20 protein-coding genes and 1 pseudogene are annotated in these 20,352 nt (G+C 71.4%); 12 read left to right on the forward strand and 9 right to left on the reverse strand.

All coding sequences use genetic code 11. The annotated features are described in order from the left end of the window. On the forward strand, window positions 1–454 hold a 454-nt coding region (locus IEY63_RS21575; RefSeq protein ID WP_229784852.1), incomplete at its 5' end, for a hypothetical protein. A 7-nt stretch (window positions 455–461) separates the two neighbouring features. On the opposite strand, the gene IEY63_RS22365 is transcribed toward IEY63_RS21575, so the two are convergent. Both IEY63_RS22365 and IEY63_RS22370 read right to left on the reverse strand, forming a co-directional pair. Then, on the reverse strand, window positions 462–719 hold the full coding sequence (locus tag IEY63_RS22365; RefSeq protein ID WP_229784853.1) for a GNAT family N-acetyltransferase: 258 nt from the start codon (window positions 717–719) through the stop codon (window positions 462–464). A gap of 72 nt (window positions 720–791) precedes the next feature. Next, window positions 792–935 (reverse strand): hypothetical protein, encoded by a 144-nt coding sequence (locus tag IEY63_RS22370; RefSeq protein WP_229784854.1) that lies wholly within the window; start codon window positions 933–935, stop codon window positions 792–794. A 253-nt stretch (window positions 936–1,188) separates the two neighbouring features. On the opposite strand from IEY63_RS22370, the gene IEY63_RS21585 reads away from it, so the two are divergent. Genes IEY63_RS21585 through IEY63_RS21610 form a run of 6 tightly spaced genes read left to right on the forward strand, consistent with a single transcriptional unit; the run spans window position 1,189 to window position 7,403 of the window. Further along, the gene (locus IEY63_RS21585; RefSeq protein ID WP_189071056.1) at window positions 1,189–2,202 is read left to right on the forward strand and encodes a hypothetical protein; all 1,014 of its coding nucleotides are present in this window, start codon (window positions 1,189–1,191) and stop codon (window positions 2,200–2,202) included. A gap of 11 nt (window positions 2,203–2,213) precedes the next feature. Further along, entirely contained in the window at window positions 2,214–4,847 is a 2,634-nt protein-coding gene (locus IEY63_RS21590; protein WP_189071057.1) for an autotransporter outer membrane beta-barrel domain-containing protein, read from the forward strand. 7 nt (window positions 4,848–4,854) lie between these two features. Further along, on the forward strand, window positions 4,855–5,367 hold the full coding sequence (locus tag IEY63_RS21595; protein ID WP_189071058.1) for a phage tail protein: 513 nt from the start codon (window positions 4,855–4,857) through the stop codon (window positions 5,365–5,367). 19 nt (window positions 5,368–5,386) lie between these two features. After that, a complete protein-coding gene (locus IEY63_RS21600; RefSeq protein WP_189071059.1) occupies window positions 5,387–5,896 on the forward strand; it encodes a phage tail protein in 510 nt (169 codons plus the stop codon). A gap of 9 nt (window positions 5,897–5,905) precedes the next feature. Next, complete coding sequence (locus IEY63_RS21605) at window positions 5,906–6,421, forward strand: phage tail protein (protein WP_189071060.1); 516 nt, start codon at window positions 5,906–5,908, stop codon at window positions 6,419–6,421. Between the two features lie 10 nt (window positions 6,422–6,431). Further along, the gene (locus IEY63_RS21610; RefSeq protein ID WP_189071061.1) at window positions 6,432–7,403 is read left to right on the forward strand and encodes a hypothetical protein; all 972 of its coding nucleotides are present in this window, start codon (window positions 6,432–6,434) and stop codon (window positions 7,401–7,403) included. A 57-nt stretch (window positions 7,404–7,460) separates the two neighbouring features. On the opposite strand, the gene IEY63_RS21615 is transcribed toward IEY63_RS21610, so the two are convergent. Then, window positions 7,461–9,797, reverse strand: a complete 2,337-nt coding sequence (locus IEY63_RS21615) for a glycoside hydrolase family 15 protein (protein WP_189071062.1) — start codon at window positions 9,795–9,797, stop codon at window positions 7,461–7,463. A gap of 163 nt (window positions 9,798–9,960) precedes the next feature. Between IEY63_RS21615 and IEY63_RS21620 the strand changes: the two genes are divergently transcribed. From IEY63_RS21620 to IEY63_RS21630, 3 genes are all read left to right on the forward strand, one after another. After that, on the forward strand, window positions 9,961–10,863 hold the full coding sequence (locus tag IEY63_RS21620; RefSeq protein ID WP_229784855.1) for an aminoglycoside phosphotransferase family protein: 903 nt from the start codon (window positions 9,961–9,963) through the stop codon (window positions 10,861–10,863). Window positions 10,864–10,924: 61 nt separating this feature from the next. Next, window positions 10,925–11,647: a bifunctional demethylmenaquinone methyltransferase/2-methoxy-6-polyprenyl-1,4-benzoquinol methylase UbiE gene (gene ubiE / locus IEY63_RS21625; RefSeq protein WP_189071063.1), complete on the forward strand. Its 723-nt coding sequence runs from the start codon at window positions 10,925–10,927 to the stop codon at window positions 11,645–11,647. Between the two features lie 202 nt (window positions 11,648–11,849). Further along, window positions 11,850–12,056, forward strand: coding sequence for a hypothetical protein (locus IEY63_RS21630; protein WP_189071064.1), 207 nt, complete (start codon window positions 11,850–11,852; stop codon window positions 12,054–12,056). Here IEY63_RS21630 and IEY63_RS21635 read toward each other — a convergent pair. Further along, complete coding sequence (locus tag IEY63_RS21635) at window positions 12,037–13,866, reverse strand: ABC transporter ATP-binding protein (protein ID WP_189071065.1); 1,830 nt, start codon at window positions 13,864–13,866, stop codon at window positions 12,037–12,039. The genes IEY63_RS21630 and IEY63_RS21635 overlap by 20 nt on opposite strands. A 65-nt stretch (window positions 13,867–13,931) precedes the next feature. Then, window positions 13,932–14,702 (reverse strand): class I SAM-dependent methyltransferase, encoded by a 771-nt coding sequence (locus IEY63_RS21640; RefSeq protein WP_189071066.1) that lies wholly within the window; start codon window positions 14,700–14,702, stop codon window positions 13,932–13,934. 71 nt (window positions 14,703–14,773) lie between these two features. On the opposite strand from IEY63_RS21640, the gene IEY63_RS21645 reads away from it, so the two are divergent. After that, a complete protein-coding gene (locus tag IEY63_RS21645) occupies window positions 14,774–15,664 on the forward strand; it encodes a LysR family transcriptional regulator (RefSeq protein WP_189071067.1) in 891 nt (296 codons plus the stop codon). Here IEY63_RS21645 and IEY63_RS21650 read toward each other — a convergent pair. The 3 genes from IEY63_RS21650 to IEY63_RS21660 form a co-directional block, all read right to left on the reverse strand. Next, window positions 15,648–16,436 (reverse strand): c-type cytochrome, encoded by a 789-nt coding sequence (locus IEY63_RS21650; protein ID WP_189071068.1) that lies wholly within the window; start codon window positions 16,434–16,436, stop codon window positions 15,648–15,650. The genes IEY63_RS21645 and IEY63_RS21650 overlap by 17 nt on opposite strands. A 78-nt stretch (window positions 16,437–16,514) precedes the next feature. Continuing rightward, window positions 16,515–16,868, reverse strand: coding sequence for an MGMT family protein (locus tag IEY63_RS21655; RefSeq protein ID WP_189071069.1), 354 nt, complete (start codon window positions 16,866–16,868; stop codon window positions 16,515–16,517). A 39-nt stretch (window positions 16,869–16,907) separates the two neighbouring features. Continuing rightward, window positions 16,908–18,641: an N-acetylmuramoyl-L-alanine amidase family protein gene (locus tag IEY63_RS21660; RefSeq protein ID WP_189071070.1), complete on the reverse strand. Its 1,734-nt coding sequence runs from the start codon at window positions 18,639–18,641 to the stop codon at window positions 16,908–16,910. Window positions 18,642–18,877: 236 nt separating this feature from the next. Here IEY63_RS21660 and IEY63_RS21665 point away from each other — a divergent pair, with 236 nt between their 5' ends. After that, window positions 18,878–19,633 (forward strand): DsbA family oxidoreductase, encoded by a 756-nt coding sequence (locus IEY63_RS21665; RefSeq protein ID WP_189071071.1) that lies wholly within the window; start codon window positions 18,878–18,880, stop codon window positions 19,631–19,633. 81 nt (window positions 19,634–19,714) lie between these two features. On the opposite strand, the pseudogene IEY63_RS21670 reads toward IEY63_RS21665, so the two are convergent. Continuing rightward, a pseudogene (locus IEY63_RS21670) lies at window positions 19,715–20,352 on the reverse strand (ATP-dependent zinc metalloprotease FtsH); the annotation flags it as partial.

Genomic DNA, 20,352 nt, shown 5'->3' on the forward strand with positions numbered 1-20,352 from the left:
AGGCGGGCTGAGGTACGCTGAGATTTGCAAATCGGCTGGAACCGCAATTGGGGCACCCTCACTTCTGCCTGAGATCGAGCCTGGAACAGTCGATGGTTTCTACTACCACGACAGCATGGAATGGCTCTTCGCTGAAGAGCGACTGGAGCGGTTGAGAATCCAGTTTGACGGACCCTTCCGGTCCACCCGTGCGTTCGGCCAGCTGCAACTCCAATGGATATCTGTGCTCTGGCAACGGCCCTATCAAGATGTTCTTGCGCTGTTCCTAGGTAGTGGCAGGACATTCCGGCTACTTGAGTACACGGATGGGACGCTCGGCCTGCATTGTTTCCGTGCGCCTTCTGGCTTGTTGCTCGAGTTCGGTGCTGATGGCCTATGCGAGCACTTCACACTCGAATTTGAGGACAGGTTCAGCGGGCTTGGCGGTATCAGGTCATTGACCCTGCAAGAGTAACTCCCGCCTACTCCAGTTCCTTGCGCATGATGACGTTGGTGGTGTGGTAACCGAGTTTCTCGTACAGGGCGCGGGCGGGGGCGTTGTGCCCGAAGACGTGCAGGCCGATGCGGGTGGCGCCACGCGCGGCGGCGTCGATTTCGAGGAGCGTGAAGGCCTGCGTGGCGTACCCGCGCCGCCGGTAGGGTTCGTGGATCTCGATTTCGTAGATGAAGGCGGTGGTGGCGCCGGACCTCTGCTGCAGGGCGTACCAGAGGACGCCCACGTCCGCCCCCTCGCTCGGGTCGTAGAGGGTATACAGGACGTTGTCGGGCGTCTGGGGTCCCTGGGGGAGCAGCTAGTCGAATTCGCGTTCGCTGCGCGCCTGGGCTTCCTCCGGGGTCCACTCACTGCTGGCGATTTTCTCGGCGGCGTACTGCGGGACGGTGTGGGCAAGGAACCGGTCGAACGCGTCGGCGGTCATCAGGCGGAGTTCGAGCATAGGGGCAGTGTAGGCGTGTGGTGGTGGGGGGCGTTCTGACCCGGCAGCGCCTTGAATCAGACGAAAATATGTGAACAATGCGATATGGCTGAATTTCCTGAAGCTGGCGTGGCGCCTGACCGGCTTGTCCGACCTGAGCAGCGCCCCTACGAATCGCCGCAGGTGACGCCGCTGGGGCCCTGGGAGCGGCGGACCCTGGTGATTTCTGTACCGCTCGGTCCGGGCAGCGCTGGACTGAATCTGGGTGAACGCGATGCCCGGTAGGCGAGCTGCGTGGGTGGCGCTGGCGCTGTGCAGCCTGCTCAGCTGCTCGCCCAGCCGCGTGCCGGCGACCAGCCCCCTGACGCCCCTGGGTCTGGTTGAGGTGAGCTTCGACGGCCTGGGAGGGGCGCAGCCGACCACGCAGGTGCGGACCCTGTCGCTTGCCGAATCGGCTGGGGGCCTGGATCTGAGCCCGCAGAGTGTCAGCGTCACCGACGTGGGCGCCCGGAACAGTGGTGGCACGCGGTACATCACGGCCACGTACCGCGTCCGGAACGCCAGCAGTGACGGCACGCCCTCCGGTGCGGCGCGCAGCAACCTGACCCTTCTCGCGGCTGCCGTTCCCAGCAACGTGGACGGCACCGCGATCAGCCAGATGCTGACGTTCAGTGGCGCCGCGGCGCCCACCGGCACAGCGCGGACGGCCATGCCCACGCACGCCCTGGAGTACAGCGCGCTGGACGGCAAGGTCATGCCCGCGACCGGAGGCACGGACCTGCAAGTGTTCACGGAATCCGAGGTCCTCCCTGGCAACTTCACAGGTGCGGGCGGCCCGGCCAGCTCCTATGCGGATCTGGGAGTCACGACCGTCTTCCCGTACGGGTATGTGGTGCACACCCTGGGAGGCGGCCGTACCCTGCCTGCCAGCCCTGCGGTCAACCAGTACAACGGCCGCGTGGCCCTGAGCGTCCGCATGCCTCTGCAACCCGACGACGCCGCGCAGACGCCCACGCAGGGCGCCCAGCGCGACCCGTGGTCGTTCCGCATGACGTTCTTGGTCGTGCAGGACCCGGATACCCGCGTCACGCAGAGCCTGGAAGATCAGACGCTGCCGGACTCGGTGATCCTGGGCCGCGCCGCGGCAGCCGGGGCGGGCAGTGTGAACATCCTGCCCGGCAGCGCCTACGCGTCGGGAGCCACGTTGCCCCCGCGCACCATCTGCCAGGTGCGCACCGCTGGCCAGGTGGGCAGTGGCGCCACGTACCTCGTCAACTCGTGCCTCTGAGCGGAGACTCCATGCGACACCTGCCCCTGCTGATTCCCACGCTGCTGCTCGCCGCTTGCGCGTCCCCACGCACAGCGCCGGCCGTACCTGCCCCTAACCCCGTCGAGGCGACCCCTGGCACGGGCACGCCTGCCCCGGTCCTCCCCGCGCGGCCCGCCCTGACCCCCCTGGGCCTCGTTCAGATTGAGTTCACGGGCGTCTCGGACCAGACTGGCTTTCACGCGCAGCAGCTGCGCCCCCAGGGCCTGACGGACCTGACCGGCATTCAACTGGAGCCCCTCGCCAACGGCTCGTTCACGCTCGGCACGCGCGGCAGCGGCGGCATGAGGTACCTGTACGCCACCTTCCGCGTCCGCAACGCCTCCACTGGCGGCGTGGCGTCCAGCGTGGCGCGCCGGAACGTGACCCTGGTGGCCGCCAGCACGCCCAGCACCATCGGTGAGACGGCCATCAGCGGCCTGCAACGCTTCGACGGCACGGCCGGCAGCGCCGCCGTTGCGCCCACGATCCTGCCCACGCACGGCATGACCCTGGACCGCACCACCGATCAGGTGCGCCCAAAACCCGGCAGCGAGGACCTCCAGGTGTTCCCAGAAGACGAGGTGAACGTCACCGTCTCGGGGGCCACCCGGGTGTTCCCGTACGGGTTCGTGATCCGCAACCGCACCACCCCCGCCACCCGCCTGCTGAGCGCCAACCCAGCGGCGAACCAGTTCGACGGCGTGGTCACGGTGGCCCTCAAGGTGCCCCTCCAGGCCACAGTTGCCGACGACCCCTTCCGGTTCACCATGAACTTCGCGGTGCTGGAAGACAGCCTGACCCGCGTGACCGAAAGCCCCGAGGAGCAGGGCACGACCGCCGCCGCCACGCGCGCCACCACCCTGGGCGCCACCACCCCGGTCATGACGCTGTGCGGCACGACCCTGACCAGCAACGCGCTGTTCGTCGGGTCGGCCACCACCGCCGGAAACACCAGCCGCCTCGCGGCGCTGGGTGGCCAAGTGGCGCTGAAAAACTCTGCCCTGGCGTACAGCGTGCCCGGCAACGTGCAGCTGAACGTGCCAGCCGGCAGCGGCCTGGGCAGCGCGTACAGCGCCTACGGCGGCGCCAGCCTGACCTTCAACGGCAACAGCAGCCAGCGCACCGGACGCGTGAACGTCAGCATGAACGGCAGCTTCACGTACGAATCCGCAGTCGGGGACGGCGCCACCCCCGTCACGGACAAACTGAACTACAGCGTCAGTGACGGCCAGGGCTGCACCAGCCCCACCACGCAGGCCAGCGTGAACGTCAGTGGCCGCGTGTGGTTCCTGAACAACGCCGGCGCCGCCGGGGACGGCCGGCAGACCACGCCCCTCAATACGCTGGCGGCCCTGCAGAACGCCTCGGCCGCCGGGGACACCCTGTACGTGTTCCGCGGCACCGGCACGACCAGCAACCAGAATACGGGCCTGACCCTGAAGGCCAACCAGAGCCTGATCGGTGAGGGCAGCCCGCTGACCATTGGCGGCGTCACCTACCGCGCTGCGGGCGCCACGCCTCTACTCGGAAATTCGGGCGGGGCGGGCCTGACCCTGGCGCAGAACAACACCGTGCAGGGCGTGGCCGTGCAGGGCGTGACTGGCATCAGCGGCACGAACTTCGGCACGCTGACCATTCCCGCTGGGAGCGGCACGCGCATCAGCGGGAACGGCGGCCCCGCCCTGAACCTGACCACGGGCACGCTGAACGCCACGCTGCAGAGCGTGAGCAGCAGTGGCGCCACTATCACGGGCGGCCTGACCCTGACCGGAGTGGGCGGCACGCTGAGCGTCACGGGCGCTGGCGCACCCGGCACCGGCGGTCTCCTCCAGCTGGGGCAGTACGGCGTGCTGGCCCAGCCCGGCACGCAGACCCTGACCCTGTCGCTGGACCGCATGCAGATTGAGAACAACACGGCCAACGGCATCCGCGTCGCCACGGCCAGCACCGAAACGGGCCGGGTGCTGCTGACCGTGCAGAACAGCACCTTCACTCAGAACGCCCAGGCGGCCGTGTTCGTGAAGCACGGCGCGAGCAGCGCCTCCCGCACGGTCCTCAAGGGCAACACCATCCAGCACAACAATTCAGCCGGCGGCGGAATTGAGGTCATCACGCAGCACACCAGCGCCCAGACCGACGAACTGATTGCCCAGAACAACATCATCAATCTCGCGGGGGGGATGGGTATTCAGGGCACCGTCCAAGGCAGCGGCACCCTGCTGGCCAGCGCAACAGGCAACACCGTGCAGTCCTTTGGCAATGAGGGCATGTGGTGGCACGCGCAGGGCAGCAACAGCCGCGTTGACGCCACCGTGCAGGGCAACACCCTGACCACCAGTTCGGCGATCGCGCTGGACGGCATTCTGCTGCAATCAAGTGACGCCGCCACAACAAACTCAGTGGTTTGCGGCAACGTTACGGGTAATACGGTGCAGGCTGCAGGGGCTCCCTCCCTGATCGGTGACATCTCGCTGTACATCGTGCCTGGCAGTGGGAACCAGGTGCTGCTGCAGGGCCTGAGTGGTTCGCCCATCTCCTACCTGACTTCCCGCAACACCATCTCTATCGTTGACGTGAGTGGCTCGCCTGTCCTGGCGGGGAACTGCACGCTCCCCACTCCCTGAGGTCCGCATGGGTTACGAACCTTTTCTCGGTGAAATTCAAATCTGGCCGATCAACTTTGCCCCGAAGGGCTGGGCGCTGTGTAACGGTCAGCTGCTGGCCATCAATCAGAATCAGGCGCTGTTCTCCCTGCTGGGCACCTATTACGGTGGGAATGGACAGACCAACTTTGCTCTGCCGGACTTCCGGGGCCGCATGCCCCTGCACTTCGGCACGCAGCCCGGCGGCCCCAATTACGTGCTGGGGCAGATGGGGGGGGAAACCAGCCACGCCCTGACGGCCGCTGAATTGCCCGCCCACACGCACGCGCTGACGGGCATATCGGGCAGTGCCGCCAGCACGCTGCCGGGCGGGAACCTGCTCGCGGGCGCGCCGGCGTACGTGACCACCGCCCCTGACACGAGCCTGAGTGCGGCCAGCGTGTCCAGCGTCGGCGGGGGGCAGCCTCACAACAATATGCCGCCCGCGCTCACGCTGAATTTCATCATTGCGCTGCAGGGCATCTTCCCGTCGCGCAACTGAACGCAGCAAAGGATGACACATGGACCAGTTCATTGGAGAAATTCGCATGTTCGCTGGGACCTTCGCCCCAGTCGGTTGGGAGCTGTGCTGGGGGCAACTGCTGCCCATCTCGCAGTACGACGTGCTATTTCAACTGATCGGCACCACGTATGGCGGGGACGGGGTGTCGAACTTCGCCCTGCCGGATCTGCGTGGCCGGATTCCCATTCACGTGTCCAGCGGCCTGACGCTGGGTGCGCAGACAGGGACGGAAACGGTCACGCTGAACAACACTCAGATGCCCAGCCACACGCATGCGCTGCGCGCCAGCACCCAGCTGGCCCCGCAGGGCGGCACGGTCTCGTCCAGCAGCGTGCTGGCGCAGACGGACGGCAGCAACCTGTACGCCAGCACTGGGCGACGCTCGGCGACCCTGGCGCCCAGCAGCGTTCAGGTCAGTGGGGGTAATCAACCCCATGACAACATGTCCCCCTACCTGTGCGTGAATTTCATCATCTCCACGCAGGGCGTTTTCCCGTCTCAGAACTGAAGGATCAACATGGAACCATTCCTGGGCGAAATTCGCATATTCGGTGGTAACTTCGAGCCGAAAGGCTGGGCCTTCTGTAACGGGCAGCTGCTGCCCATCGCGCAGTACACGGCGCTGTTCTCCCTGCTGGGCACCTCTTACGGAGGGAACGGCAAGACCAACTTCGCCCTGCCCAACATCCAGGGGGCCGCGCCCATGGGGACGGGGGCCGGGCCGGGCCTCAGCCCGCGTGATCTGGGCGAGCAGGGCGGACAGGCCAGCGTGACCCTGCTGCAATCCGAGTTGCCCCCCCACACGCACATCATCAGCGCCTTCGACGCGGCCGGTACCAGCGCCGTCCCCACCGACCGCAACCTGGCCCGCAGCACTGGCGGCAACGTGTACGCCGCGGGCAGCCCCACCCTGACCCTGGCGCCGACCTCCATGGGCGTGGCCGGGGGCAGCCAGCCGCACAACAACATGCCGCCCTACCTGACCGTGAACTTCATCATCGCGCTCCAGGGCGTCTTTCCACAGCGCCCATGAGGGGGGCCGCATGACCAACCGACGCACCATCCTGAAATTCGCCGCGGCCGCCGCCCTGCCCGCCGCCCTGAGTGCTCCTGCCGCGGCGCAGGCCTCACGCGCGCTGCACCTGCTGGTTGTTGTACCCAGCCGCGAGGGCGTGCCTGGCTTCACGGCTGCGTTCCTGAGCGGCCTGCGTCAGACGCTGAGCGGCGTGACCCTCAGTGTGCAGGCCAGTGGCACCCGGCCCGGCGACCTGTCCCGCACCCTGACCCACCCGGCCGACCTGATTCTGGTGCTGGGCGACGGCGTGCCCCTCCCGGCCCCAGCCAGCAGTGCGCCCGTCATTCTGGCCGGAGCGGGCGTCGCCCCCACCCGCCAGGCCCGTCAGCCCGGCGTGCTGCACGCCCACCTGGGCCTGTGGGAACGCGCCTGGCAGCAGGGGCGGGCCCTGGCCCAGGCCAGGGCCCGCCCCTTCCTGGCCATGAGCGTCCTGGACAGCGGATACGACCTGCCGCTGGCCTTCACGGCCGGGCTGGACGGCACGCCGGGCGCCCTGGCCGGTCAGACCGTGCTGAGCGGCGGCGAGCGGCCCGACGCTCTGATCGCGCAGGCTCGCGCCAGCGGCGCCACGCACCTGCACGTGCAGGACACCGCCGGGCAGCTGAACGTGGCGGCCCTTCAGGGCGCGGCGCGGCGCGCCGGGCTGGGCTTCAGCGTCCTGAACCTCGCCCCGCAGGGTGGCGTGCACCCAGCCGGTCAGCTGGGTCAGGACGTGGGGCAGTGGGTGACGCTCGGCGCCGCGCACAGTCCCACACGGCATCCCCTGGTGCTCCTGTCGGCCCTGAGTGCCCAGCAGTTCACGGGCACGCGGGGTCCGCTGCGGGTCACGGCGGATGGGCAGCTGGACGGGCAGACTGGCGCGGCCGGGCGCGCGCCGACCGGTGTGCTCGGCGGTGTCTCCGGTCACCGCGGGCACGTGCATCCGTACCTGCATGGCTGAGTGAAGGGCGAACCCCGGCGACAGGAGAGGCGAGCGCCTTCCTGTCGCCGGAGCCCATCAGGCGGGATCAGTGCCGTTCAGGGTGACGGCGTGGTCGGTGCCTTCCCAGCCGCTCTCGAAGCGGCGGGTGAAGTTCAGGACGCGGTGCGTGGCGAGTTCCTCGAGGGGCAGGGTGACGACCCACAGGCCGAATGGGTCGGGGGTGGCGTCGCGGTCGTGCGCGCCCTGCCAGGCGTCCCAGCCGAGGTGCAGCGTGAAGGGGACGGGGCTCTCGATGGTCAGTGTGCGGCCCGCGGGCAGGGCGGCGCAGGGCGTCTCGTTGCGCCAGCGCCATTCGGGGGCGGGGCGGGGGGTGGCGTAGCGGTCCTCGACGGTGGCGAGCAGTTCGGCTGGGTGGCCACTGGAGAGGGCGATCAGGAGCTTGAGGTATTCCGCGTGGGCCCACACGAGCGGCATGGCGCTGCCGGACGGGCGGCCCGGCGTGAGGCCCCACTGCGGCAGGGCCGGGCCGTCCCAGACCTGTTCGGGGAGCAGGCCGCCGGGGCTGGCGCAGCGGGCGATGGTCTCCAGGTACGGCAGGGGGTCCTCGCCAGCCTGGAGGGCCAGGTGGCCGCGTTCGCCGCTCAGGAGGGGCCAGGGGCGGCCGCGGCCGCTGCCGTCGTAGGGGCGGCCGTCGTCGGACTCGCCGTACCCGTCGCCGTTGTAGCGGCGGTACAGGGGCCCGGCGGGCGTGTCCACGCGTAGCACGTGATCCACGACGCGCGTGGTGTCCTGCACGCGCGGGTCGGTAGGCGCGCGCAGGCCCAGGCGCGGCAGGTATGAGAAGTCCAGGCTGACGAGGGCCGAGGCGGGCACGGTCTCGCCCAGGCGGTTGCGCAGCAGCACCTGCCCGCTCAGGCCCCCCTCGGCCTGCGGGGGGGCGAGGCGCACGTAGTAGCCGTCCACGCCCAGCTGCGCGGCCAGTGGGGTGCCGGTGACGTAACACCAGCTGTCCAGGCGTTCGTTCCATTCGTCCGCGAGGCGCAGCGCCGCGTCCCGCTCGGTGGGCGGCAGCCACGCGCTGCCCGCCACGAGCGCCGCGACGGCCACCGCGACCGTGAACGGGTTCACGCCCGGGTTCTCCTCCCAGCGGTCCTGGTCGCTGGTGGGGCCGGTGCGGGCCACGAAGCGCAGCGCGGCGCGGACCATCTCGGCGGTGCCGGTCACCTCGGCGCTGCCCACCTCGCGGAGTTTCGCGGCCAGCAGCACCGGGAAGGCCGTCTCGTCCAGTTGCAGGCCCGTCCAGTACGGGTCGCCGCTGGGGTAGTTGTTCTGCGGCCAGTGCCCGTCCTCCTGCTGCGTGGCAATGAACCGTGCCAGGATGCGCCGCGCGTCGTCCAGCTGATCGGCGGCGATCAGCGCGAACGCGGCCAGGGTCGTGTCGCGGGGCCACACGAGGTGGTAGCCGCCCAGCGTGCCCGTGTGGTTGCCCCAGGGCGTGCTGAGGCTGGCGACGACCGCGCCCGGGTACGTGCGGTCCTCATGCATTTTCAGTACGGCGGCACTGAACTGCGCCAGGCCGCCCAGCGCGGGGCCCGGGGCGGGCACGTGCGGCGGCGCGGCCCAGTCGGTCCAGGCCTGCGTGCAGGCGCGCCGGGCGGCGTCCGGGCCCTCGGCGAGGCTGGAGCGGGCCAGGGTCCACGCGCCGCGCGCGGTGTTCGAGAAGCCCAGCGCCACGGTGCCTGACGCGGCGTCCAGCTGCGCGCTGAGGGCCACGTTGCCCGGCCCGGCCTTCGTGTACGCCCAGGTCAGCTGCCCGTGCGCGCGCAGGTCCTGCCACCCGTCCGAGGTGCCCACCACCCCTGCCGAGGCGTGTGTCAGCGGCACGTCCGCCGTGACGCACAGCACGTGCCGGTGCTGATGCGCGAACAGCGCGCCGTCCACCCACGCGACGTTCTCCGGGGTGCTGGCGTCCAGGTGCGGGGACGTGATCAGCACCAGCCGGTACGGGCCGCGCAGCTCGAAGCGGATCAGCAGCGCGTCGCGCAGCGGGTCGGGCAGCACCTCCAGCGTCAGGTCGTACGCGGGCCCCGTGAAGCCCGGCGGGGGGCGGTGGCGGACGGTGGGCAGCGGTACGGCCGGAGCGGGGCTGCTCAGGTCGTAGTGCCGTTCGCGGGGCAGGTCCACCCACCCCGAGTCGCCCACCAGGTAGAAGCCCAGGTCGCGCAGCTGCGGCTGACCGGTGGACGGCCAGTACACCTCGTTCAGCATGCCGTGCCCCAGCGTGACCCACACGCGCGCGGGGCCCAGGCTGGTGGTCACGAAGTCCTTGTCGCTGCTGCTCCAGGTGGGCGGCAGGCCCGCCCCGCCGGGCGCGGCGTGCTCATCGCCGATCAGCTGGAAGGTGGGGATCATGCGCGCACTCCGGGCGGCTGGGGGGGGCGGTGGGGCATACCGTCACGCTAGGCCAGCCGGGGCGGCGGGGGCGTGAGGGCCCGCTGAAGGCCCCCCTGGCCTGCGGTCGTCCCGGTCATCTGGCGGATGCGTCCGGCCGCGCGGGGCGGGTACGGTGGCGGGCGTGACCGACACGCCATCCCCCATGCATGACGCCGAGGTGCGCGTGGACACCGCCCTGGTGACGCGCCTGCTGACAGAGCAGGGCCCGCAGTGGGCGCAGCTGCCCCCGCGCCTGCTGCGGCACTCCGGGACGGACAACGCCATGGTGCGGCTGGGGGACACGCTGGTGGCCCGCCTGCCCCGGATCGGCTGGGCGGCGGCGGACGTGGCCAAGGAGGCCCGCTGGCTGCCGGTCCTCGCGCCCCGGCTGCCGCTCCCGGTGCCAGAGCCGCTGTTCACGGGCGTCCCGGGCGCCGGGTACCCGTTCGCGTGGGCGGTGTACCGCTGGCTGCCCGGCGTGGACGCGGGCGTGGACACCGTCCGGGATGAGCAGGAACTCGCGCGGGCGCTGGCGGCCTTCATCCGGGTGCTTCAGGCCACGCCGCTTCCGGCCGGAGAGGGGCCGGTGGGTTCGCGCCGGGTGCCGCTGGCGGAGCGGGACGCCGCAACCCGCGACGCCATCGGCGCCTGCGCGGCGCTGGGCTTCCTGAATGAGGGTGCGGCGCTGAGCATCTGGGAGGCCGCCCTGAACGCCCCGCCGCACGCGGGCCCGCCCGTGTGGCTGCACGCAGACCTGAAGCCCGGCAACCTCCTCGCCCACGGCGGGCAGCTGAGCGCCGTGATCGACTGGGGCGCCCTGACCCTGGGTGACCCGGCGGTGGACTTGCAGCCCGCCTGGAACCTGCTGGGCCCGGTGGGCCGCGCGGCCTTCCGGGAGGCGCTGGGCGTGGAGGACGCCGCCTGGGCGCGCGGGCGGGGGTGGGCGCTCAGCGTGTCCGTGATCGCGCTGCCGTACTACCGGCACACCAATCCGGGGCTGGCGGGCGTGTGCCGCGACACCCTGCGCGCCCTGCTGGGCGGCTGACGCGCGGGACTGCGCGCCGGCTTCCGGTGCGTCCCGGCCCGCGCGCCCTATGATGCGGCCCATGACGAAGCGGCCCGCCGTGGGGGACAAGCAGGACAAGGGCAGTGACGTGCAGGCGATGTTCGCCAGCATCGCGCCCCGCTACGACCTACTCAACCGCGTGCTCAGTCTCGGCGTGGATCGAGGCTGGCGGCGCGCCGCGGCGCACGAGGCCCTAGCCCTGAAGCCCGCCCGGGTGCTGGACGTGGCGACCGGCACGGCAGATTTTGCGCTGGAACTCAAGACCCGCGCTCCTCAGGCCGAGGTGATCGGTAGTGACTTCGTCCCGCAGATGCTCGCCATCGGCCGGGAGAAGGCCGCCGCGCGGCACATCGACATCCGCTTAGAAGAGGGGGACGCGCTGAACCTGCCGTACCCCGACGGGAGTTTCGACACGATCACCTGCGCGTTCGGCTTCCGGAACTTCGCGGATTACGCGCGTGGTCTCGCGGAATTTCACCGGGTGCTCGCGCCGGGCGGGCGGGCCGTCATCCTGGAGTTCCCCCCGCCCCGCCCCGGCCTGCTGGGCAGCCTGTTCCGCGTGTACTTCCAGCACGTGCTGCCGCGCATCGGTGGGCTGATCAGCGGGAATGCGGGCGCGTACTCGTACCTCCCCGAGAGCGTCCTGGCCTTCCCCGAACCCGAACGCCTGGCGGGGCTCATGCGCGCCACGGGCTTCCGCACCCGCTACCGCCTGCTGACCTTCGGCATTGCCGCGATCCACGTCGGGGACAAACTGCCGTAGGCGGGGCACATCTGCTCGGCACGCGCGGGCGCGCCGGGCAGCATGACCGCATGACAGGACGGAGGCGGGCCGTGGCCCTGGTGGGCTGTCTGTGGAGTGGCGCAGTGCAGGCGCAGCAGGCCGTGCACCTTGTTGGCCTGGAGCGGGCCCCTGAGGGCCTGCGCGTCCTCTGGCTGTCTGGGGGTAAGGTGGGCGTGCTCTCGTGCCGGGGCGTGACCCTGACCGTGCGCCGGGGAAGACCACGACGACCAGTTCGGGACCGCTGCGCCTCCTGCTGACCGGCCCGAAGCTGATGTTCGGGCCGGTCACGCGGCCCCTGGCGCCGGACGAGGTGCGCTTCACCTGCACGCCCGCCTCTCCACGGCCGGAGGTGCCGGTGGGCGCGGACGTCACCCTCCGCTGGCGCTGAGGCTCAGGGCGGCTTCCACCGGTTCCTCGTACTGGCGGGCCTGTAGGGCCCACAGGTCCGCGTACTCGCCGCCCCGCGCGAGGAGGTCGGCGTGCTTGCCGTCCTCGATGATCCGCCCGGCTTTCAGGACAAGCACCCGGTCGGCCATCAGGACGCTGCCCAGGCGGTGCGTGACGAGCAGCGTGGTGCGCCCGCGCGCCAGGGCGGCGAAGGTGCCGAACACCTCGGCCTCGCTGCGGGGGTCGAGGGCGGCAGTGGGTTCGTCGAGGATCAGCACGCGGGCGCCCCGGTACAGGGCGCGGGCGGTCGCGAGTTTCTGCCACCCCCCGCCGGAGAGTTCGGTGCCGCCGAACGCCTGCCCCAGCCGGGTGTCCAGCGTGCAGGTGTCGTTCAGCACGCCCCTCAGGCCGCTGCCGTGCACGGCGACCTTCAGGCGCGCGTCATCCTGCGGCTGCCCCAGCAGGATGTTCTCGCGCAGCGTCCACTCGAAGCGGGCGAAGTCCTGGAAGACGGCGGCGACCTGCGCGCGCCACGCGGTCAGGTCGAGGTCGCGCAGGTCGGTCTGTCCGTCGCCCGCGCCGATCAGGATGCGCCCGGCCGTGGGGTCGTAGTAGCGCAGCAGCAGCTTGATCAGGGTGCTCTTGCCCGCGCCGTTCTCCCCCACGATGGCCACGGTCTGCCCGGCCGGGATGTGCAGGGTCACGTCCCGCAGGGCGGGCGGCTGGTCCCGGTACGCGAAGCTCACGCCGCAGAGCGTGACCGTGCCGTCTCCCGGAAGGGGGCGGGGCTGCGCGGGGCTCTGCACGCCGCCGGGCGCGTTCAGGAAGGCGTGCAGCTTGGCGAACCAGCTGAGGTGCTGCGTGCCGAGGCTGCCCATCTCGGTCAGGCTGCTCAGTTCCTGCCGCAGGGCCCCGAGGGCCGTGACCACCAGGGCCACGCTGCCCGCCCCGACCCGCCCGGCCTGCGCCTGCGCGACCACGAACGCGAACAGCCCGCCGGTGACCAACAGCGACAGCGCCTCGAAGGGCAGCAGGGTCAGCAGGCCGCGCGTGCGCTGGGCGCGCAGGGTCCGCTGGTACGCGCGCGTGCGGGTCAGCGCGTCGCGTTGCAGGTGCGGGGCGAGGCCGTACAGGCGGACCTCCTTGGCGTACTCGTGGCGCAGGGCCACGCGGGACAGGTAGTTCACCTCGCGCGCTTCGGGCGTTTTCTGGATGAACAGGCTCCAGCCCAGCCGGTGGAACTGCATCTGCCGGGCCATCAGGGGCAGCAGGCCCGCCACGACCACCAGAGGCACCCACCACCCGACCAGCAGCAGCGTGGCCGCCACGCTGAGCGCCGCCACCAGCCCGCGCAGCGCGTACACCAGCGTGGACAGCAGGTTCAGGGGGCGGTGGCTGGCGCCCCCCTGGAGCACCTCAAGGTCATCGTGGAACTGCGGATCTTCGAGCACGTCCAATCCCTGCAGCTCGGTCATGCGGCGCATCAGGCGCTGGTTCACGTGCAGTGTGTAGTGGTCGGCTGCGGCGCCCTGCAGGACCTGCGTGACGGGCGCCGTGACCTGCGAGAGCAGCGCCGCGCCCACCCACGCGCCCACCAGCGCGGCGAGGTTCACCGGCTGGCCGCGCAGCAGGCCGCTCACGCCGTCCACCGTCCACTTGCCGATCAAGACCGTCACGGCGGGCAGCAGGCCCTGCGCCGCGCCGCTGAGGAACAGGCCCGCCGTGACCAGCGGCTGGGCGCGCCACAGGTCCGGCAGGGTCAGGCGCAGGGTGCGCCACAGGTCACGGGCGGACTGGGAGGATGAGGTCATGAAGTCCGCAGCATAGAAGTGCGCGCCTGCAGGCCGGGCCGCAGGTGCGCTTGACGGGGGGGCGCTCAGGCCGTGGTCTTGTCCAGCCGCACGACCAGCATGGGTTCGCGGTGGGCGATCAGGTCACCGGCCTCATTCAGGATCAGCCCCGCCGCCTGCTGCTGCGCGGCGTCCAGGGTGGCGGCGTGGGCGCGCAGCGCGGCAACCGTGCCCGGCGTGCAGCCGCTCTGCTGCGTCCACCAGTCGAAGGGCAGGTCGTAGGGCACCACCTCATACGCGGCCCACGTGAAGCCCGCCTGGGCGCTCAGGGCCTGCCAGGCCTGCACGGGCCGCTGGGCGTGGTGGCTGGGGTCGCGCAGGCGCTGGTACGTGTCCGTCCACGCCTGCAACTCGGGGGTGGGGCTGATCTGGTCCGCGATCACCAGCCGCCCGCCGGGCCGCAGGACCCGCCACGCTTCGCGCAGGAAGCGGTCCAGGTGCGCGAAGTGGTGCGGGGCGTGCCGGGACGTGACCAGCGTGAACGTGCCGTCCGCGAACGGCAGCGCCTCGGCGTCCCCGTGGGTGAACACGCTGTTGGCCTGACCTTCGCGCGCGGCGCGGTCGCGGGCGTGGGCCAGCATGGCATCGGCCACATCAATGCCGGTGACGCGGTCCACGTGCGGGGCCAGCGCCAGGGCCGTGTTCCCGGTGCCGGTCGCGACGTCCAGCGCGTGATCGGCCGGGGTGGGGGCCGCCAGGCGCAGCAGGACGGGCAGGCTGGGCCCGGCGCGGTGAACCTCGCTGCGGGCGTACTGGTCGGCGTGGGCGTTGAACTGCGCGGCGCTGCGTTCCGTCATGCCTGCATGGTGCGCCGCCACACGGCCCGGGCGCCAATCACGCGGGCGGGGGAGGGGTATAACGAAACCTGATGGCTTCACTGGACCTGTTCCGGGTGTTTGTGGCGGTGTACCGCGCGGGCAGCGTGAGCGGCGCCGCCCGCGAGCGGCACCTGACGCAGCCGGCCGTCAGCGCGCAGATCGCGGCGCTGGAGGCGCGGGTGGGCGAGGCGCTGTTCCGCCGCACGCCGCGCGGCATGCAGCCCACCGAGCGCGGCAAGCTGCTGTACGCGCAGGTGGCGTCCGGCGTGGATCAGCTGCACGCGGCCGACCGGGCCCTGCGGGGCCGCCAGCCGGGCGTCCTGCCGCTGCGGGTGGGCGGCCCGCCAGAGGTCCTGCGCGCCCTGCTGCCCGCCCTGCGGGGCGAGTCTGCGCTGCACCTGACCTTCGCGCCCGAGGCGGCGCTGCTGGCGGGCCTGCGCGGCGGCAGCCTGGACGCCGCGCTGAGTGCCCGCGTGCCCGAGGACCGCGCCTTGCACGCCCTGCCGGTCGCGGCCGTGCCGTTCACATTGATCGTCCCGGCGACCTGGGCGGACTGGCCCGCGGACCCCGCGGCGCTGGGCGCGTGGCTGAACGCCCGCCCGTGGGTGAGTTACAGCGTGGACCTGCCGGCCACGCGCCGCTTCTTCACGGGCGCGCTGGGCGTGCGCTTCGCGGCGCGCGCGGCCCTGACCGTCCCGGACCTGACCGTGGTGGTGCAGGCGGTCGGGCTGGACGTGGGCGCCAGTCTGGTCCCGCGCCTGGCCGCGCTGGACGCCCTGGCCGCCCGGCAGGTGGCGGAGATCGCGGTGGGGTCCGCTGGCAGCGCCACGCGCTGGTGGTGGCTGCGCCGCGCGGCAGACGAGGACCGCCCGGACCTGCTGGCCCTGGGCGGGGCGCTGCGGGACCGGGCGGCGGCACTGGGGTTCAGTTCAGGGTCTTGATGTACGCCTGAAGGTCCGCGACCTGCGTGTCGCTGATCTGCGCTTCCCCGAAGCGGGGCATCAGGTTGCCCAGCTGACGGTCCGGTGTCTTGCCATCGCGGAGGGTGGTCGTGAACTGCGCCAGCGTCCAGCTCTTGGGGCCGTCGGCGGTCACGAGACTAGGGCCGACCTGCCCCTGCCCGTTCGCGCCGTGGCACCCGGCGCAGTTGCCGGCGAAGATGGTCTGACCGGCCTCGGGGTTGCCCGGGGCGTCGCTGCTGCCCGACTGCGCGGCGGCCGTCTCGCCGGCCGTGCTGGACGCGCCCTCGGCCGGGGTAGTGGTCTCGCCCGACATGGAGCCCGTCGTGGAGCCCGCCGAGTCCCCCTGCGTGTCGGTGCTGGCCGTGCTGTCACTGCTGGCGCCGCCACTGTTCGGGGTGGAGCCCTGCTCGCCGCTGCCCTGGACGGTGTTGCTGTTCTGCGTGCTGGTCGTCATGTTGCTGGTGCTGTCGCTGCTGCCCTGCCCGCTGCTGGCCATGCCACTGGCTGCGCCGTTCTCGTTGGTGTTGGCGGGCGCGGTGCTGGCGGGCGTGGCCTCGGCCGGTTTGCCCATCAGCTTGGGCGTGGCGATCAGTAGGCCCACGCCCAGGATGACGCCCAGCGTGGCGCCCAGTCCCCACGAGGCCACGCTGCCCCGCACCCACTGGCGGCGGCGGGTGACCGCCGCCTCGCCCGGCTGCGGGTCGGGGCGCTGGGGGTCGCGGCGGGCCGGGGTGGACTGGGGTGCATTCATGCGCGGAGCATACCGCCCGGTCAGGCGGGCAGAAATCCCGTCTCTCATGAGCAATCCTTCACCTAGTCGCGGCTCGGGTCACAGCAGCGGCTCGGGCGGCGCCGCGCGTTCGTCGTCCGGCCACCACTGCACGCGGCTCAGTTCGCAGCGGCCGTCCCTGAACACCACGCCCTCGGCGCTCAGCAGGCCCTCTTGCAGGTCCCCGAACCCCACCTTGTGGGTGCTGACGCGGCCCTGTGCGTTGATCACCCGCTGCCAGGGCAGGTCCGAGCCGCCCACCAGTGAGTTCAGCACGAAGCCTGCCTGCCGCGCCGCACCGGGATTGCCGGCCAGCAGCGCCAGCTGCCCGTAGGTCATGACGCGGCCCTCCGGGATGCGGGCCACCAGGGCCAGGACGCGCTCACGGAAGGCGGGGGTGGGGTCGCTGGTCATGCGGGCATTCTGGCAGGCGCCGGGCCCGGGCGGGCCGGTTCAGCGTTTCGTGGTCAGGGCGGGGGCCGCGCCCTGGTCGGCGGTCACGCCGCTGACGAGCGCCTCGCGGATGCCCTGCGCGAGCCCCAGCGCCACGCGGTCAAGGTAATTGTTGTCCTGTAGGTTCTGGCCGTCCACGGGGTGACTGGCAAACCCGATCTCGACCAGCGCGGCCGGGACGCGGCTGTTGCGCAGCACGCTCAGGGACTGCGTGTTCTTCAGGCCCTGATCGAACGCGCCGGTCTGCGCCACGAGGTTGCCCTGCAGCAGGGCGGCCAGGGCGCTGCTGCGCGCGTGGTTGGGGTTCCACCAAGTTTCCACGCCGTAGCCGCGCAGGGCGTTGGCGGGCGCCATGGAGTTCACGTGGATGCTCACGAACAGCGCCGTGCCGGGCGTGCCCATCGCGGCGCGCATCTGGAGGTCGGTGTTCTTGACGGGGTTCAGTTCGCGGTCCGTGTCGCGGGTCAGGATGACGTCTACGCCGGCGGGCACAAGCAGGTCCCGCACGCGCAGCGCCACGGCCAGCGTGACCTCCTTCTCGATGACGGCCCCCACGGCGCCCGGGTCCTTGCCGCCGTGCCCGGCGTCGATGACCACGCGCGGCCTGACGAGGCTGGTGCTCAGGGCCAGCAGCGCGGTGGCGCGCGCGGCCACCTGCGGCGCCACGGCCTGCACGGTACGCTGGGCGCTGCTCAGGGGGGTGCGGTCGGCCAGGGCGGGGGAGAGGTCGATGGCCAGGCGGGACAGGTCGCCGCTGCTGGGCGGCAGCAGCTGGGCGCGCCAGCCGCTGCGCTCGGTGGTGCGCGCGGCGGTGCTGAGGGTCACGGTGCCGCCCTGCGGGCCCGGTGTGTACGTCCAGGCGCGCAGCTCGGGGCTGACGGCAGTGGCCTGCTGCGCGCCCACGGTCACGCCGGTCAGGGTGATGCTCAGGCCGCCGGGGCCGGGCGTGATGCGGTAGCTGCTGCCAGGCGGCAGGTCCAGCACCACGCGGGTCTGCCCGGGGCTCTTGCCCACGCGGGGGGTGCTCAGCAGGGCCGCGCGGGCCGGGCCGGGCACGCTGCCCTGAAGGGCGCTGGGCTGGGCGGGGTTGCTGCCCTCCAGGATGGGGGCGGGCAGCGGCACGCTGCTGATGACCTGATCGCCGGGGGGCAGGGCGCCGGGCAGGGGAGCGTTGAGGACGCTCTGGGCGGCGACCGTGGTGGCGACGCTGGTCAGGACCTGGCCATGCACGCTGCTGGCCGCGCCGCCGCTGACACCCGGGCCGAGTTCGAGGATCAGGACGCGTTTACCGGTGGCGAGGCTGGCCTCGCTGGCGCGCCAGCCGTCCGTGGGGGCCAGCGGGTAGGGGGTGACCAGGGTGGCCTGCCCGGCCCCGGCGCGGTATTCGCTGACGCTCACGCCGAGTTTCGCGCTGACGGCGGGCTGAATGCGGGCGCCCTGCACGTCCAGGCGCAGGCCGCCGAAGGTGGGGATCAGGGTGTAGGTGACGCCGCTGGGCAGGTCGAACACGACGCGGGTGACGCTGCCCTGGTTGCTGACGCGGGGACTGCCGAAGGTGGGGGCGCTGTCGCTGACCGCGGCGCCGGCAGGAATCGTGCCGGGGGTCACGGGGGCCAGGCTGGGCACGCTGATGCCGGGGGCGCCGGGGGTGAAGGGGGTCGCGCCCTGGGCTTGGCTGCCGGTCGCGACCGTGAACAGCAGGCCAGATGAGAGCAGGATGGCTGTTCGCTTCATGTGTCTCTTACTGTACGGGACGGCAGTGAGAACTCCGGGTCGCGCCTCATGGGAGTGTCGTCCGTCAAAAGGTTGACTGGCTCGCATTTTCTTCTGCTCTTTCTCATGAAGAGAGGGGGTGAGGTGTCCAGCTCATGAGTGGCTGTGACTTTTCTCGCGTGTCAGCGGAAAGAAAACGGGCCAGCACCCCCATCATTTTCATGCTTTATATTGCAAAGTATAGTAGAATCAAGAGCATGAACCCCTCCTTCGCTCCGACCGCCCCCGACCGCCTGCGCGTGGACATCTGGTCCGACGTCGCCTGCCCCTGGTGCTACATCGGCAAACGCCGCTTCGAACAGGCCCTCGCGCAGTTCCCCCACCGCGATCAGGTTGACGTGAACTGGCATGCCTTCGAACTCGACCCCGGCACCCCCGCCGCCCACCCCCTGAGCATGCGCGACGCCCTGGCCCAGAAGTACGGCCGCAGCCCCACCGACGCCCAGGGCATGATGGACCACGTCACCCGCACCGCCGCCGGGGAAGGCCTCGAGTACCACTTCGAGCGCGCCCGCCTGGGCAACACCTTCCAGGCCCACCAGCTCATCCACCACGCCGCGCAGCACGGAAAGCAGGACGCCATGAAAGAACGCCTGCTGCGCGCCTACATGAGTGACGGCGACCTCGTCAGCGACCTCGACACCCTGGTGCGCCTCGCGCAGGAGGTCGGCCTGGACGGCACTGAGGTCCGCGCGGCCCTGCTCGATGGCCGCCACGCGCAGGCCGTGCGGCAGGACGAGGCGCAGGCCCAGGCGCTGGGCATCAGCGGCGTGCCGTTCTTCGTGCTGGGCGGCAAGTACGGCGTCAGCGGCGCCCAGGACCCACAGACCCTGCTGGGCGCCCTGACCCAGGTGTGGCAGGAAACCCACCCCGCGCCCCTCCAGATGCTGGGCGCCGACGCCACCGCCGATGGCTGCGAGGACGGCCAGTGCGCCGTCCCCGAACGCGCCTGACCCGGACCCCCCGGGTCATACAGAGCGCCCCCGGCTGTATCGTCCGGGGGCGCTCTGCTGTGAGGTTCAGGGCGGCAGGATTCAGGCCGGGTCGGGCGTGAGCTGCCCACTGGGCGCGGGACCCTCCTCGGCCCGCGCGCCCTGCTCCACGGGGGGCAGCGTCCCACCCGCCAGCACCGTCTGCAGCTCATCGCCGCTGAGGCTCTCGCGGGCCACCAGCTCATCCGTGAGGCGGTGCAGGATGTGGGCGTGCTCGGTCAGCAGGCTCAGCGCCCGCTCGAACTGACCATTCAGGATGCGGCTCACTTCCGCGTCGATCAGCTCAGCGGTGTGATCGCTGTACACGCCCTGCTGCGGCCCGAAGCCCAGGTAACTGCCGCTCTCCTGCGCCAGGGCCAGCTGCCCCACCTCACTCATGCCCCACTCGGTCACCATGCGCCGCGCCAGCCCGGTCGCCTGCTGAAAGTCGTTCGCGGCGCCCGTTGTGACCTGCCCGGTCGCCACCTGCTCGGCAGCGTGCCCGGCCAGCGCCACGCAGATGCGGTCCAGCAGCGCCGCCCGCGTGTAGTGCATGCGGTCCTCCGGGGTGTACAGCGCGCTGCCCAGGCTGCGCCCACGCGGCACCACTGTCAGCTTGTGCGCCTTGTCCGCATGCGGGAGGAGCTGGGCGGCGAGGGCGTGGCCGACCTCGTGGTAGGCGGTGACCTTGCGGTCCGCTT

Source organism: Deinococcus radiotolerans, from assembly GCF_014647435.1.
Lineage (GTDB): Bacteria > Deinococcota > Deinococci > Deinococcales > Deinococcaceae > Deinococcus > Deinococcus radiotolerans.